We start from the raw sequence: 14,997 nt of genomic DNA on the forward strand, positions 1-14,997 counted from the left end.
ACCTTCTCCCCATATAGTGACGGGGAGAAGGAGATGGCCGCACTCCCGGCGCCCATTCAGCAACGTTGGCGATTGGCGAAATCTTCGGCGACAACGTCTTTCTCCCCGTCGCTATACGGGGAGAAATGCCCGGCAGGGCAATGAGGGGCGGCGCAGACGTCGGCAAATTAACGCCAGAGAGGCGCCCTAAAACAGCGCCTTCAGCTCCGCCAATTTGTCATTCACCAGCCAGCCATAGTAATTCTCTTCCGGCAGCTTTTCCGGCTCGCCGGCGGCGCGGCGCCTGTCGTTCTCCGCCTTCAGCGCGTCGGCGCGCTGCTCCGGATTGCCGACATTGTAGAGCGTGGCCGTGACCCCCGGATTGCCCGAAATGTCGAAGCCGGCAATGCTTTTATAGGCATCGATCGATTTCCGGATCGTCGCGGCGACGTAGGGCAGCGTCAGGTCGGGATCCATGATGGTCTTGTAGACCGAATTGGGATCGCCGACGTCGAGCTTCGGCAGGCCGGAAACCTTGTGCACGAGATCGCTCATCTGCAAGGCGGTCAGCGGATTGAGTTGGCCGAGGCCGAAGGTCTGGCCGGCATAGTAAGGCTGGAAGAAGGTGGCGCCGAAACGGTCGTCGGGAAAGCTGGTCCCGCCGACGCTCTTGCCGCGAAACGAACGGTTCCACACCTGTTCGCGGCATTCCCACAGGTCGTAGCTGTCGGACATCCCGGCGCATTTCTTGAACTCCGGCCGCTGCACGAAATCGGTGATGTCCTCGCCGTCATAGGCGAAGGAGAGCTTGCTGGAGAGATAGGAGATTGCCTTGACATAGTAGGTCTGCAGTCGGTCATAGGCATCGACATTGTAGGTGTGCTCGCCGACGATGGCGCCGACGATGTGCAGGGGATCGATGCCGTAGGTGGCTGCTGCCTTCTTGATCTTGCCGCGCAGACCGGCGTCGTTCTGCAGCAGGGCGTAGACCTTGCGGTACTTCGCCTGGAAGCTGGTGTTGGTCGCCTGCGTGCGCCGGCTGGAGGCACCCGGAATGTCGGGCTGCACGGCATTGCGATTTCCCGGCGGCACCAATGTCGCTGCCTCGGCGGCGAACAGCGTCGCCGCCAGCGTCAAGCCGAGAATGACCAGGATCAGTTTTTTCATGCACCCGCCGCCCAAGCAATTCCAAGAAAAGTGTGAAACGGTTTCCCGGAATTCCGTCAAACCAAGAGATCGAGAATTGCCGCGCAAACTAGGTAAAGCTCTTGGTCGAGTCGAGAGCGCCCCTTCACCCGGCACTACGAAAGGTGGCCAGATGGTACCATCTGGCCACACATGATTTTGCTTGCCGGAAAATGTTGCCTGGACCGGCGCCGGAACGTTCCGGCGCCGTCGTTTAAAGGATGAACCGCGACAGGTCGGTATTCCTGGACAGGTCGCCGACATGCTTCTCCACATAGGCGGCATCGATGGTGACTGATGTGCCGTTGCGGTCGGGCGCATCGTAGGAGATTTCGTCCAGCACCCGCTCCATCACCGTCTGCAGCCGCCTTGCGCCGATGTTCTCGACGCTGGCGTTGAGATCGACGGCGATGCCGGCCAGCGAGTCGATAGCGTCGTCGGTGAAGGTCAGCTCGACGCCTTCGGTCTTCATCAGAGCGATATACTGCTTGATCAGGCTCGCCTCGGTCTCGGTCAGGATGCGGACGAAATCATCCTTCTCCAGCGCCCGCAATTCGACGCGGATCGGCAGGCGGCCCTGCAGCTCCGGCAAAAGGTCGGACGGCTTCGAGACGTGGAAGGCGCCGGAAGCGATGAACAGGATATGATCCGTCTTCAACGGCCCGTATTTGGTCGCCACCGTGGTGCCCTCAACCAGCGGCAGCAGGTCGCGCTGCACACCTTCGCGGGACGGACCGCCCGAAATGTCGGATCTCGCCGCTATCTTGTCGATCTCGTCGAGGAAAACGATGCCGTCATTTTCCGCGGCATCGAGCGCCCTGCGCACGACTTCGTCCTGATCGAGCAGCTTGTCGGACTCGTCGTTGACCAGCAGGTCGTAGGACTCCTTCACCGTCGTCTTGCGCGTCTTGGTCTTCTTGCCGCCCATCGCCTTCGACAGCATGTCGTTGATGTTCAGCACGCCGATATTGGCGCCCGGCATGCCGGGAATCTCGAAGCCGGGCATGCCGCCGCTGCCGGTGTCGGCAACCTCGACCTCGATCTCCTTGTCGTCGAGTTCGCCGTCGCGCAGCTTCTTGCGGAAACTATCGCGGGTGGCCGGGCTCGCCGTCTTGCCGACCAGCGCTTCCAGCACGCGTTCCTCGGCGTTGACGTGGGCGCGCGCCTTGACGTCTTCGCGCATCTTCTCGCGCACCAGGCCGATGGCGATCTCGACCAGATCGCGGATGATCTGCTCGACATCGCGGCCGACATAGCCGACCTCGGTGAACTTGGTCGCCTCGACCTTGACGAAAGGCGCACCGGCAAGACGCGCCAGGCGGCGCGAGATCTCGGTCTTGCCGACGCCGGTCGGCCCGATCATCAGGATGTTCTTCGGCATCACCTCTTCGCGCATCTGGCCTTCCAGCTGCTGGCGGCGCCAGCGGTTGCGCAAGGCAATGGCCACGGCGCGCTTGGCGTCCTTCTGGCCGATGATGAAACGGTCGAGTTCCGAAACGATTTCGCGGGGAGAAAATGTGCTCATATCACTAGATTCCACTTTGCCACTGCTTGATGGCCTCGAACGGATGCAGCAGCATGATCACGTTGAGTGTCAGATTGTCCCGGATGAGATAGCCGGTACCGAGTTCGAAGATGATGGCGAGGCTGACGATCACCCATATAGGTAGCCTTCGCGCCATCACAAATCCCAGCACCATGGCCAGAGTGTCGGACACCGAATTGATGATGCTGTCGCCGTAATAGTCGAGCGAGATGGTGCCGGCGCGGTAGCGCTCGATGATGAATGGGCTGTTTTCGAGCAGCTCCCAACCGCCTTCGATGAAGACGGCGAACGCCAGTCTCAAGCCGATCGGCGAACGCGGGAACAGGAATCTTGCCAGCGCATAGAACAGGAAGCCGTGGATGATGTGCGAGAACGTATACCAGTCCGAAATGTGCTGGGAATTCTCCGAACTCTGCACGACGCCTTGCCAGAGCTTGACGTAGCCGCAGGTGCAGATCGGCGTTCGCCCCATGCCGTAGAGCGCCCCGGCCTGGAAGATGACCAGGGCAAGCACCAGCAGAAGCCCCATTCGCCAGCTGTCTTCATAGGCCGAATAGCTGTTCTCCGCGGTCGGTGTCGTCATCGGTTCATTCCCCCTCGTTTCGCGTCGCCGTCTCGATCATCACAAAGCCTTGTCACGCCTTCAGCGGTGGTAGCCGGCGGATCACGGCAGCCGGCAAGGTGGGTTTGACCACAATCCGCCGGATACGCTGCCAGCCAGCCCCGAACAGAATGATCAACGCGCCAACAACGACCAGGATCAAGGCAAAAGGCGGGATGCCCGTCGAATCGGAGGCGGAATTCACCAGATAATAGATGCCCAGCGAGCCGAAGTAAGCCAATGTCGGAACCAGAAGCGAACGGCGGTCGATGGCAAGCGCGACATAGAGGAAGCCAAGGATCAGTATAGTCAGCATGAGGGTTGCATTGGTATCCGGCGCAATATGTCCGAATACGACGTTCTGGCCGGTTGCCATGATGAAGAGCGGATGCACCAGCATGGGCGCCGAGACGACATGCAGCCAGAAAGCGCAATCGGACCAGATCTTGCGTCGATCCCTGTCGTAAATGTCAAAAGCTACACCCGTTGCGAACACGATCAGGCCGCAGATCAGCGGCATGTAAAGTGCCGCGCGGAGCAATTCGGGAACATCCTCCATACGCGGCGGCGCAATCGTACCCGCTGTCACGCTGTCATACAGGATTATCGCCGTTTGCAGGAAGGCAAGCAGTGTAAAAGCGATGGCGATAGCCCCGGCGATGATGGGGACGCGAAAACGCCAGAAATAGATCGCCGCCGCGATTATTCCTCCGCCCAGGAACAGATATCCGGCCCGGGACGCCGTCTGGCGCAACGCCAACAGCTGCCAGATAGTCTCCGGCTTGCGTATGCCGAAGCTGGCCTCCACCTGTAGCGCCAGAGCGGCCAGAATGGCGGCCATGAAAATCAGGGCAAGCACGGACGACGATAATTTCATCCGGTGCTGACGCGTGACGATTTCGGCGAGCCCCCAAGTGAAAACCGCGAGGATGCCAGCGATCCAGAATGTCTGGCCTGGAAGCAAGGTGGTGAGGACAAAGAAGAAGCCGGCGCTGAGCAGAATGGTTCCCACGGTGACGAACAGATCGTTGCCGCCGCCGACCAGCCGCAGGTTTTCCTCGTCACCCTCGTCATCGGCGCGCCTGGCCTCGGGGGCGAGAGCGACCGCATGTTCCATGGCCTCCAACTGATCGCGCAGGGTCTGCGAGATCAAACCTTTCGCGACTGCCTTGTCGAGGGTTTCGGCGCTGATCAATTGGGCTCCTGCGTCGCGTCGCGCGCCATCATCAAGGCCGGCCCGTACTCCGATGTTCTGGTGTCAAAGGCAACAAAGCCAGCCTTTTCATAGGCACGGATCGCCCTGACATTGGCGGGATCCGGGTCGATGATGACGCGCGGAACACCTTCCTCGAAAAGCTGTTCGACGAACTGGCGCACGATTGCCGAGCCATGGCCGCGCCCGAGCAACTCCGGCACGCCGATCGACACGTCGATGCCGAGCGTGCCGAACGGCTGGTCGGCATAGGGATGGTCGTCTTCCAGATGCGGGTCGTAGCTCTGCAGATAGGCAATCGGCTTGCCGTCGAGCTCGACGATCAGCGGCTCGACCGAAATCGAGTCGATGTGCTCGCGAATGCCGGCGATTTCCGTCTCCGGATCGTCCCACCACTCTGCAACATGCGGCTCGGCGAGCCAGCCGGCGATCATCGGCAGGTCTTTTTCCGTCACCGGCCGAAAATCGTAGCTATCTTCTTGTTCGGCCATGATCTCTGGACGAACGGAACCGTTCGTCCGAGAAAACCGGTTTCCACTTTTCGGGGTCATGGCCGGCTTTTCAGCCGACATCGAGCGTTTCGACGACGAAATTGTTGTTGGTGTAGACGCAGATATCGGATGCGATCTGCATCGCCTTGCGGGCGATCTCCTCGGCATCCTTGTCGCTGTCCATCAGCGCGCGCGCCGCGGCCAGTGCGTAATTGCCGCCCGAACCGATGGCCATGACGCCGAATTCGGGTTCGAGCACGTCGCCGGTGCCGGTCAGCGCCAGCGATACCGACTTGTCGGCCACCAGCATCATCGCTTCCAGCCGGCGCAGATAGCGGTCGGTGCGCCAGTCCTTGGCGAGTTCGACGCAGGCGCGCGTCAGCTGGTCTGGATATTGTTCGAGCTTGGCTTCGAGTCGCTCCAGCAGCGTGAAGGCGTCGGCGGTGGCGCCGGCGAACCCGGCGATCACATTGCCGCCCTTGCCGATGCGGCGCACCTTCTTGGCGTTGCCCTTCATGATGGTCTGGCCAAGGCTGACCTGGCCGTCGCCGGCGATCACCACCTTGTTGCCCTTGCGCACCGTCACGATGGTCGTGGCGTGCATGGTCAGATTATCGGACATTTCCTGGCTCCGAGCAGCGCCATCCCGATAAGGCGATCGGCGCGGTACGAGTGACTTGATCGGCCATATGTATGCATGGGACCGATGATTGCAAACCGCTGGATAGCGGCCGGGTTCGCAACTGGCAATCGCCGGATCATGCTGCTAGAAGGCTTTCGTTTTCAAGCCTGCGAGCGCTTGAACCTCTGAGCTGGTCACGATGTGAACCTCTGGACAAGGATAGAGTGATGCCGCCCCGCGCCGCCGAAGTCAGCCGCAAGACCAAGGAAACCGAGATTGCCGTCTCGGTCCATGTCGACGGCACCGGAAAATCGGACATTTCGACGGGCGTCGGCTTCTTCGACCATATGCTGGACCAGCTGGCGCGCCATTCCCTGATCGACATGACGGTCAGGGCCAAGGGCGACCTGCATATCGACGATCATCACACGGTCGAGGACACCGGCATCGCGCTCGGCCAGGCGCTGGCCAAGGCACTGGGCGAGCGGCGCGGCATCATGCGCTATGCCTCGATCGACCTTGCCATGGACGAGACGCTGACGCGCGCTGCGATCGACGTGTCCGGCCGTCCGTTCCTGGTCTGGAACGTTTCCTTCTCGTCGCCGAAGATCGGCACCTTCGACACCGAGCTGGTGCGCGAATTCTTCCAGGCTTTGGCGCAGAATGCCGGCATCACGCTGCATGTCACCAATCACTATGGCGCCAACAACCATCACATCGCCGAGACCTGCTTCAAGGCGGTGGCGCGCGCGCTGCGCGCGGCTCTCGAGCGCGATCCGCGCCAGCCGGATGCGGTTCCCTCCACCAAGGGATCGTTGAAGGGATAAGGCAATGGCCACCTATGTCGTGATGGAACCGCCAGGCCGCAGCGAGAAGGCCGATGCCACGGCCTTTGTCCGCGATGGCTTCACCTGGCTGGGCCTCCTGGTGCCGCCGCTATGGTTCGCCTGGCATCGGCTGTGGATCGAGGCAGCGCTTGCCTTCGTCGTCATGGGCCTGCTTTCGATGCTGGGCCAGAATCTCGGCCTTGGTCTGGCCGGCTCGCTGCTGTCACTGTTGGTTTCGCTCTATGTCGGACTGGAAGGGCAAGGCCTGCGCATCGCGGCACTTCGCCGGCGCGGTTGGCACGAATGGGGCGCGGTCGAAGCCGGTTGGCTCGACGACGCCGACACACGCTATGCGCTGGAAGCGGAAGCGCTTGCCGATGAGGTTGTGCCGGCGCCGCGCATGGTCCCCGATGCTGCCCTCGCGCGGCCAGCGCAGCCGGGCATGGCGCTGGGGCTGACCCACATTCCGGGAAGAAGCTGACATGCGGGTTGCGATCATCGACTACGGCTCGGGCAATTTGCGCTCGGCCACCAAGGCTTTCGAGCGCGCCGCGCGCGAAGCCGGCATATCGGCCGATATCGACCTTACCGCAGATGCCGAGCGGGTGCGCACGGCCGATCGCATCGTCCTGCCCGGCGTCGGCGCCTATGCCGACTGCGCCTCCGGCCTGCAGGCCGTCGAAGGCATGTGGGAAGCCGTCGACGAGGTTGCGATCGTCAAGGGCCGGCCGTTCCTCGGCATCTGCGTCGGCATGCAGCTGATGTCGCAGCGCGGCCTCGAAAAGACGATTACCAAGGGCTTCGGCTGGATATCGGGCGACGTGAAGGAGATCATGCCTTCCGATCCGGCGCTGAAGATCCCGCAGATCGGCTGGAACACGATCGAGCTCAAGCGCCAGCATCCGCTGTTTGCCGGCATACCGACTGGCGCAAGCGGGCTGCATGCCTATTTCGTGCATTCCTATCATCTCGATGCGCGCAAGGCGGACGAGGTTCTGGCGGTTGCCGACTATGGCGGCCCGGTGACGGCGGCTGTCGCCCGCGACAATCTCGTCGGCACGCAGTTCCACCCGGAAAAGAGCCAGGCGCTCGGCCTGGCGCTGATCACCAATTTCCTGCGTTGGAGGCCCTGAAAACCGATGAGCAAGAAGGGCTACTGGATGGCGATGGTCGAGGTGACCGATCCGGAAAACTATCCGCTATACATTGCCGCCAACAAAGCGGCTTTCGACAAATATGGCGCAAAGTTCCTGACCCGCGGCGGTCAGTCGTCGAGCCCGGAAGGGCCATCGGGCAATCGCCATGTCATCATCGAGTTCGAGAGCTATGCGGTCGCACTCGCCTGCTTCCATTCGCCCGAATACCAGGCGGCGCTGAAATTCAGACGCCTCTATTCGACGTCCCATTTCGCCATTGTGGAAGGCGCCTGAACGGATGATCCTTTTCCCGGCGATAGATCTCAAGGACGGCCAGTGCGTGCGCCTCAGGCATGGCGACATGGCGACCGCGACCATCTACAATGATGATCCTGCCGCGCAGGCGCGGGCCTTCGAGCAACAGGGCTTCGAATGGCTGCATGTCGTCGACCTCAACGGCGCCTTCCAGGGCCAGAGCGTCAACAGTGCGGCGGTCGGTGCCATCCTCAAGGCAACGAAGAACCCGGTGCAGCTCGGCGGCGGCATCCGCACGCTGGCGCAGATCGAGGATTGGCTCGATCGCGGGCTGGCCCGCGTCATCCTCGGCACGGTGGCGGTGCGTGACCCGGACCTTGTCAAACAGGCCTGCAAGGCGTTTCCGGGCAAGGTCGCCGTCGGCATCGACGCCAAGGGCGGCAAGGTCGCCGTCGAGGGCTGGGCCGAGGCGTCGAGCCTCGGCGTCATCGAACTGGCGAGGAAGTTCGAGGGCGCCGGCGTCGCTGCCATCATCTACACCGACATCGACCGCGACGGCGTTTTGACCGGCATCAACTGGGACGCCACCATCGACCTCGCCGATGCCGTGTCGATCCCGGTCATCGCGTCGGGCGGCCTCGCCTCGATCGCCGACATCGTGCGCATGACCATGCCCGATGCGCAAAAGCTCGAAGGCGCGATCTCCGGCCGCGCGCTCTATGACGGCCGCATCGATCCGGCCGAGGCCCTGGCGATCCTGCAGGGCAGGGCGGAGACGCGGACGTGAAAATCTCCATTATCCTGGCCTCCTATGACAGCGGCCACTACCATGGCGGCATGGGCCAGGGGCCGGACGCGTTGGTCTCGGGCGGGCTCGTCGACGCCCTGACGATGGCTGGCCACGATGTGATGGTCGAGGATATCGGCAAGGTTGGAGATGCCCAGGAGCGTGAAATCGCCACCGGCTTTGCCGTCTGCAACGCGGTTGCGAGCGAGGTTCGCCTTGCCCGTGACGCCGGTCGGTTTCCCATCGTCCTTGCCGGAAACTGCCTGACCAGCGCCGGCGCGGTCGCCGGCGAAGACGCCGATGCGATCATCTGGGCCGACCAGCATGGCGATCTCAACACGCCCGAGACATCCACATACGGCTTTCTCGACGGCATGGCGCTGGCGACCGTGCTCGGCCTGTGCTGGCGGCCGATGGCGTCGGCCATTCCGGGCTTCAAGCCGATCGATCCGTCGCGTTGCGTGCTCGTCAGCGCGCGCGATCTCGATCCGGCGGAAAAACAGCTTCTCGAGACATTGCCGATCGTGCGGACGGAATGCTCCGGGGTGGCCCAGGCGGCCGAAAGACTGATGGTCGCCGGCGCCAGACGCGTGCACATGCATCTCGATATGGACGTGCACGATCCCCGGGAGCTGCAGGCCAACCGCTATATCACTTCGGGCGGGCCGAGCCCGGAACAGTTGCGCGATGCCACGTGCGCCATGGCGCTGGCGGTGCCGATCGTCGGCATCACCGTTTCCGCCTACGACCCGGCCTTCGACGCCCAGGCCGATGTTCCGCCGCTGGTCGGCCAGTTGCTGAACGATCTCATCGCCACGATAGAGGGCCGCTGATGCTGAAAGCCCGTGTCATCCCCTGTCTCGACGTCAAGAACGGCCGTGTCGTCAAGGGCGTCAACTTCGTCGATCTCGTCGACGCCGGCGATCCGGTCGAGGCGGCCAAGGCCTATGACGCGGCCGGCGCCGACGAACTCTGCTTCCTCGACATCACCGCTTCGTCGGACAATCGCGAGACCATCTTCGACGTCATCGCACGCACCGCCGAACAATGTTTCATGCCGCTGACCGTTGGCGGCGGCGTGCGCCAGGTCGCCGATATCAGGAAGCTGCTCTTGGCCGGCGCCGACAAGGTGTCGATCAACACGGCCGCGGTGAAGAACCCGGATTTCGTCGCCGAGGCCGCCGACAAGTTCGGCAACCAGTGCATCGTCGTCGCCATCGACGCCAAGAAGGTGTCGGGCACCAGTGAGACCGACCGCTGGGAGATCTTCACTCATGGCGGCCGCGAAAAGACCGGCATCGATGCGGTCGAGTTCGCCCGGAAAATGGTCGATCGCGGCGCCGGCGAGATTCTGCTGACCTCGATGGATCGGGACGGCACCAAGGCCGGCTACGACATCGCGCTGACCCGCGCGATATCAGACGCCGTGCGTGCGCCGGTGATCGCCTCCGGCGGCGTCGGCACGCTCGACCACATGGTCGAAGGCATTCGCGACGGCCATGCCGGCGCGGTGCTGGCCGCGTCCATTTTCCATTTCGGCACCTACACGATAGCGCAGGCCAAGGCGCATATGGCCGCCGCCGGCCTGCCGATGCGGCTGGACTCTGTGAATAATCGGCCCTAAAGCATGATCCCGAAAAGTGGGAGCCGGTTTTCGGAAAAGATCATGCCTAAACAAGCAGATAGATGACGCCATGGCTGAGTTTTCGCTGTTAGATCTTGAAGAAACCATCAGGGAACGCGCCCATTCCGGAGATCCGGATTCGTGGACGGCAAAATTGTTCGCGCGCGGCATCGACAAGGCGGCGCAGAAGCTCGGCGAGGAGGCCGTCGAGACGGTGATTGCCGCCGTCAGGGGCGACAAACCGGCCATCGTTTCAGAAAGCGCCGATCTTATATATCATTGGCTCGTCGTTCTCGGCCTCTCCGGGGTACCGCTGAGCGACGTGCTTAGGGAACTCGAAGGCCGCACCCGGCGTTCGGGCATCGCCGAGAAGGCGTCACGGCCCAAGGGCTGACCGCGAGGAAGGGCAGGTATCTCGATGGATCAGCTCGCGCCAACCGAGAAATATTCTCCCTTTCGTTTCTTCTCCGCCGATCAATGGTCGCAATTCCGCGCCGACACGCCGCTGACGCTGAGCGCGGACGAATTCCGCCGCCTGCGGTCGCTCAACGATCCGGTCGATCTCGAAGAGGTCACGCGCATCTATCTGTCGCTGTCGCGGCTGTTGTCGGCGCATGTCGAAGCAAGCCAGCTGCTGTTTCGGCAACGCCAGGCCTTTTTCAACGCGGTCGACGTGGTCAAGACACCGTTCATCATTGGCATCGCCGGTTCGGTCGCCGTCGGCAAATCGACCACCGCACGCGTGCTGAAGGAACTTTTGGCGCGCTGGCCGTCGAGCCCCAAGGTCGATCTCATCACCACCGACGGCTTCCTGCTGCCCAACGAGGTCCTGCGCCGCGAGAACCTGATGGAGCGCAAGGGTTTCCCCGACAGCTACGATGTGGGCGCGCTGCTGCGCTTCCTGTCGGGCATCAAGTCGGCGCTGCCCGATGTCCGCGCGCCGGTCTATTCGCACCTGACCTATGACGTCATTCCCGGCGAGTTCGTCACCATCGACCGGCCCGACATATTGATCTTCGAAGGCATCAATGTCCTGCAGCCCGGCAAGCTGCCGCAGGACGGCAAGATCGTCCCTTTCCTGTCGGACTTCTTCGATTTCGCCATCTACATCGATGCCGACGAGAAGCTGATCCACAACTGGTACATTTCCCGCTTCATGCGGCTGCGTGAGACCGCCTTCCGAAACCCGGACTCCTTCTTTCACCGCTATTCGCAGCTGTCGGAGAGTTCGGCGCGCGCCATCGCCGAAGGCCTGTGGACCAACATCAATTTGAAGAATCTGCGCGAGAACATCCTGCCGACGCGGGCCCGCGCCGACTTGATCCTGCGCAAAGGCGCCGACCACCTGATCGAGGAAGTGGCGCTCCGGAAGCTGTGACGGCCGGCTCCGTCACCCGCCGCAGCGTCAGATTGATCCGCCCGCCGTTTTTCAGCAGCGCCGAGGTCGAGGGATAGATCCGATCGACGCCGTGAAAGCACAGCCGCCCCTCGCCGCCGAGCACCACGACGTCACCGCTTTGCAGCCTGAACGACTTGGTGGCGCCATCACGCGTAGTCTGGCCGACTCGGAACAGGCAGTCGTCGCCGAGCGAGACGGAGACGACCGGCGCCGAAAGATCGGTCTCGTCGCGGTCCTGATGCAGGCCCATTTTTGCGTCCGGCGTGTAGAAATTGATGAGGCATGCTTCCGGCGGGTGCGAATAGCCCGAGACCTCGCGCCACAGGTCGAGCAGCGCATCCGGGATCGGCGGCCAAGGCGCCCCGGTTACCGGATGCGCCGGCTGGTAACGATAGCCGTGCTCTTTGTCGGTGACCCAGCCCAGCGGCCCGCAATTGGTCATACGCACGCTCATCTCCTTGCCGGTGCGCGGCATGGCCGGCACGAACAGCGGCGCCTGCTGCACGATCCGTCTCACCTCGTCGACCAACTCTTCCTGCGCGCTGCGCGACAGGTAGGCCGGCATGTGGCGGACGCCTTTGGGCAGGACGAGCACGGATTCGATTACCTCTTGGATGGTTCGGAACCGTAAAATGTCACGATCAATGAAAACGGCGACCCGAAAGCCGCCGCTCTTGTCGAATTGGCAGCCGCCGATCAGGCGAGGTCGGGAATGCGCAGCACCTGGCCCGGATAGATCTTGTCGGGATGGGTCAGCATCGGCTTGTTGGCCTCGAATATGACCGTGTTCTTGACGCCTTGGCCCTTGCCGTAGCTTTTCTCGGCGATCTTCCAGAGATTGTCGCCCTTCTTCACGGTGTAGAAGGTGGGCTCCTTGGCGGGGGCGGCGGCCGTGCCAGGTGCTGGCGCGACCTGCAATTCGTCGGCCTGCACTTTGGAGACGCCGAGCGTGTTGCCGACGGCGATGACCGCCTTCTCGAAGATCGACTGGTCCTTGACTACGCCCTTCAGCACCGCCGTATCGCCCGTGACGACGACCTCGACGCCATCGGTGCCGAGCTTGTGCGAATCGAGCTCCTTCTTGAGTGTGTCGGCCGTGGGTGCGGCTTCGTCGTCACCGCCGATGCCCAGTTTCTTGCCGACGCTCTTGACGAAATCGAACATGCCCATCCTTGGTCTCCCTTGCTAATGGCAATGGTTGAACTTTGCATCTGCGGTCCAAAATGGGAAGTCGTTTTGCGCGTGATTGGTGTGGTGCTTAATCGTTCTCCACCCGGCCGCGCAGCTTCTTGATCGTGCCGCGCCCGGCCTTGCTCTTCAGCCGCCGTTCCACGGCACCCTTCGACGGCCGTGTCTTCTTGCGCGGCGGCGGTGGCGGTTCGGCGGCCTTGGCGACCAATGCCGTCAGCCGTGCCCGCGCATCCGCCCGGTTCTGTTCCTGGGTGCGGAAGCGGCCTGCCTCGATGACGATGACACCGTCCTTGGTGGCACGCTGGCCGGCAAGCTTGATCGTCCGCTCGCGCACGCGCTCCGACAGACCCGTTGCGTTGGCCGCGTCGAAGCGCAGTTGCACCGCCGTCGCCACCTTGTTGACGTTCTGGCCGCCGGGACCGGACGAGCGGATGAAATCCTCGTGCAGGTCGCCCGGATGGATCACCGCATCGCCTGATATGATGATGTTGTCGTCGCTCGCCATGCCGCAGTCATGGCGCGGCGGATCGAAAAAGAAAAGGCCCGATCGAACCGGGCCTTTCAACGAAAGCTGACCCCTGTGGCGCGATTACTCCGCCGCTTCCTGCATGCGCGGCGCCGCGCCCAGCACCACGGCGTCGACATGGCTTTCGAATTTCTCGAAATTGACGGCGAACATGCCGACCAGCCGTGCCGCCTGCCGGTCATAGCCGGCCTTGTCGGCCCAGGTCGCCCGGGGGTCCAGAATCATCGGGTCGAGAATGGCGCTATCGATGCCCGGCACAGCCACCGGCACCTCGAAACCGAAATGAGGGTCGGTGCGGAACTCGGCCGTCTTCAGCGAGCCGTCAAGTGCGGCTGCAAGCAAGGCGCGCGTCGCCTTGATCGGCATGCGCTTGCCGGTGCCGTAGGCGCCGCCGGTCCAGCCGGTATTGACCAGCCAGCAATCGGCGCCGTGGCGTGCAATCAGCTCGCGCAGCAGATTGCCGTATTCGGAAGGGTGGCGCGGCATGAACGGCGCACCGAAACAGGTCGAAAACGTCGCTTCGGGCTCGGTCACGCCCTTTTCGGTTCCGGCCACCTTGGCGGTGTAACCGGACAGGAAATGATACATCGCCTGCGCCGGGGTCAGCCGCGCGATCGGCGGCATCACGCCGAACGCATCGGCGGTCAGCATGATGATGTTGTTGGGATGGTTGGCGCGGCCGGTCTTGCTGGCATTGGGGATGAAGTCCAGCGGGTAGGCGCAGCGTGTGTTCTCGGTCAGTCTTCCGTCGTTGAAATCCGGCACGCCATCAGCGTCGAGCACGACATTTTCCAGCACCGTGCCGAAGCGTTGCGTGGTGGCGAAGATTTCCGGCTCGGCTTCCGCCGACAGCTTGATCGTCTTGGCGTAGCAGCCGCCTTCGAAATTGAAGATGCCGTGCGGCCCCCAGCCATGCTCGTCGTCGCCGATCAGCGTGCGCGAGGGATCGGCCGAGAGCGTCGTCTTGCCGGTGCCCGACAGGCCGAAGAAGATGGCGGCGTCGCCGGCCGCACCCTCATTGGCCGAGCAATGCATCGGCATCACGCCTTTCGCCGGCAGCAGATAGTTGAGCATGGTGAACACCGACTTCTTCATCTCGCCGGCATAGGAGGTGCCGCCGATCAGCACGATCTTGCGCGAAAGATCGACGGCGATCACCGTTTCGGTGCGGCTGCCGTGACGAAGGGGATCGGCGCGGAAGGACGGCAGGTCGATGATCGTCATCTCAGGCACGAACTGTTCGAGTTCGGCGGCATCCGGACGGATCAGCAGATTGCGGATGAACAGCGAGTGCCAGGCAAATTCGGTGATCACCCTGGTCGGCAGCCTCGACTCCGCATCGGCGCCGCCGACCAGATCCTGGACGTATAGATCCTTGTCCGCGGCATGCGCCTGGAAATCGGCGAGCAGCGTGTCGAACTGGGCCGGCGAGATCGCCTTGTTGTTGTCCCACCAGACATGTGGTTCGGTGGCGCCATCGCGGACGACGAACTTGTCCTTGGGCGAGCGGCCGGTGTGCTGTCCGGTCTCGGCGACCAGCGCGCCATGGGCGGTCAAGCGGGCCTCGCCGCGCCGGATCGATTCCTCATAAAGGGCAGCCGCACCGAAATTATAG

General features: G+C 62.8%; 18 protein-coding genes and 1 pseudogene. 9 read left to right on the plus strand and 10 right to left on the minus strand.

Annotation, left to right across the window (positions count from 1 at the left end; translation table 11 throughout):
• Nucleotides 1–186: 186 nt before the first annotated feature.
• The 6 genes from EOC06_RS00295 to hslV form a co-directional block, all read right to left on the minus strand.
• Nucleotides 187–1,146 (minus strand): DUF1402 family protein, encoded by a 960-nt coding sequence (locus EOC06_RS00295; protein WP_128306797.1) that lies wholly within the window; start codon nt 1,144–1,146, stop codon nt 187–189.
• A gap of 232 nt (nt 1,147–1,378) precedes the next feature.
• Nucleotides 1,379–2,689, minus strand: coding sequence for an ATP-dependent protease ATPase subunit HslU (gene hslU, locus EOC06_RS00300; protein ID WP_127328515.1), 1,311 nt, complete (start codon nt 2,687–2,689; stop codon nt 1,379–1,381).
• A gap of 4 nt (nt 2,690–2,693) precedes the next feature.
• Nucleotides 2,694–3,239 carry a DUF2585 domain-containing protein gene (locus tag EOC06_RS00305; RefSeq protein WP_245469262.1) on the minus strand — a complete coding sequence of 182 codons (546 nt, stop codon included), beginning with the start codon at nt 3,237–3,239 and terminating at the stop codon, nt 2,694–2,696.
• A gap of 106 nt (nt 3,240–3,345) precedes the next feature.
• On the minus strand, nt 3,346–4,506 hold the full coding sequence (locus EOC06_RS00310; RefSeq protein ID WP_164898415.1) for a hypothetical protein: 1,161 nt from the start codon (nt 4,504–4,506) through the stop codon (nt 3,346–3,348).
• The gene (locus EOC06_RS00315) at nt 4,503–5,015 is read right to left on the minus strand and encodes a GNAT family N-acetyltransferase (protein WP_127270633.1); all 513 of its coding nucleotides are present in this window, start codon (nt 5,013–5,015) and stop codon (nt 4,503–4,505) included. Before EOC06_RS00315 ends, EOC06_RS00310 begins: the two co-directional genes overlap by 4 nt.
• A gap of 70 nt (nt 5,016–5,085) precedes the next feature.
• Nucleotides 5,086–5,637, minus strand: coding sequence for an ATP-dependent protease subunit HslV (gene hslV / locus EOC06_RS00320; protein ID WP_127320227.1), 552 nt, complete (start codon nt 5,635–5,637; stop codon nt 5,086–5,088).
• 227 nt (nt 5,638–5,864) lie between these two features.
• On the opposite strand from hslV, the gene hisB reads away from it, so the two are divergent.
• From hisB to coaA, 9 genes are all read left to right on the plus strand, one after another.
• Nucleotides 5,865–6,464, plus strand: coding sequence for an imidazoleglycerol-phosphate dehydratase HisB (gene hisB, locus EOC06_RS00325; protein ID WP_127266875.1), 600 nt, complete (start codon nt 5,865–5,867; stop codon nt 6,462–6,464).
• A 4-nt stretch (nt 6,465–6,468) separates the two neighbouring features.
• Nucleotides 6,469–6,945 (plus strand): DUF2628 domain-containing protein, encoded by a 477-nt coding sequence (locus EOC06_RS00330; protein ID WP_128289654.1) that lies wholly within the window; start codon nt 6,469–6,471, stop codon nt 6,943–6,945.
• Between the two features lies 1 nt (nt 6,946).
• Complete coding sequence (gene hisH, locus EOC06_RS00335; RefSeq protein ID WP_128306798.1) at nt 6,947–7,597, plus strand: imidazole glycerol phosphate synthase subunit HisH; 651 nt, start codon at nt 6,947–6,949, stop codon at nt 7,595–7,597.
• A 6-nt stretch (nt 7,598–7,603) separates the two neighbouring features.
• Nucleotides 7,604–7,894 carry a DUF1330 domain-containing protein gene (locus tag EOC06_RS00340; RefSeq protein ID WP_127289536.1) on the plus strand — a complete coding sequence of 97 codons (291 nt, stop codon included), beginning with the start codon at nt 7,604–7,606 and terminating at the stop codon, nt 7,892–7,894.
• Between the two features lie 4 nt (nt 7,895–7,898).
• Entirely contained in the window at nt 7,899–8,642 is a 744-nt protein-coding gene (gene hisA / locus EOC06_RS00345) for a 1-(5-phosphoribosyl)-5-[(5-phosphoribosylamino)methylideneamino]imidazole-4-carboxamide isomerase (protein WP_127380293.1), read from the plus strand.
• Nucleotides 8,639–9,475 (plus strand): arginase family protein, encoded by an 837-nt coding sequence (locus tag EOC06_RS00350; RefSeq protein ID WP_128306799.1) that lies wholly within the window; start codon nt 8,639–8,641, stop codon nt 9,473–9,475. Before hisA ends, EOC06_RS00350 begins: the two co-directional genes overlap by 4 nt.
• A complete protein-coding gene (gene hisF / locus EOC06_RS00355) occupies nt 9,472–10,266 on the plus strand; it encodes an imidazole glycerol phosphate synthase subunit HisF (protein WP_164748906.1) in 795 nt (264 codons plus the stop codon). The genes EOC06_RS00350 and hisF overlap by 4 nt, the downstream gene beginning before the upstream one ends.
• 70 nt (nt 10,267–10,336) lie before the next feature.
• Complete coding sequence (locus tag EOC06_RS00360; RefSeq protein ID WP_128306800.1) at nt 10,337–10,660, plus strand: phosphoribosyl-ATP diphosphatase; 324 nt, start codon at nt 10,337–10,339, stop codon at nt 10,658–10,660.
• A 24-nt stretch (nt 10,661–10,684) separates the two neighbouring features.
• Nucleotides 10,685–11,644, plus strand: a complete 960-nt coding sequence (gene coaA, locus EOC06_RS00365; protein ID WP_127320239.1) for a type I pantothenate kinase — start codon at nt 10,685–10,687, stop codon at nt 11,642–11,644.
• Nucleotides 11,645–11,648: 4 nt separating this feature from the next.
• Here coaA and EOC06_RS00370 read toward each other — a convergent pair.
• From EOC06_RS00370 to EOC06_RS00385, 4 genes and pseudogenes are all read right to left on the minus strand, one after another.
• Nucleotides 11,649–12,260: pseudogene (locus EOC06_RS00370) on the minus strand (alpha-ketoglutarate-dependent dioxygenase AlkB); the annotation flags it as partial.
• A gap of 101 nt (nt 12,261–12,361) precedes the next feature.
• Nucleotides 12,362–12,835 (minus strand): peptidoglycan-binding protein LysM, encoded by a 474-nt coding sequence (lysM, locus tag EOC06_RS00375; protein ID WP_027039967.1) that lies wholly within the window; start codon nt 12,833–12,835, stop codon nt 12,362–12,364.
• An 88-nt stretch (nt 12,836–12,923) separates the two neighbouring features.
• Nucleotides 12,924–13,361, minus strand: a complete 438-nt coding sequence (arfB, locus tag EOC06_RS00380; protein WP_023810634.1) for an alternative ribosome rescue aminoacyl-tRNA hydrolase ArfB — start codon at nt 13,359–13,361, stop codon at nt 12,924–12,926.
• Between the two features lie 84 nt (nt 13,362–13,445).
• On the minus strand, nt 13,446–14,997 hold a 1,552-nt coding region (locus EOC06_RS00385; RefSeq protein WP_245469257.1), incomplete at its 5' end, for a phosphoenolpyruvate carboxykinase.

Origin of the sequence: Mesorhizobium sp. M7A.F.Ca.MR.362.00.0.0 (genome assembly GCF_004023175.1) — a bacterium.
In the GTDB taxonomy this organism is placed as follows: domain Bacteria; phylum Pseudomonadota; class Alphaproteobacteria; order Rhizobiales; family Rhizobiaceae; genus Mesorhizobium.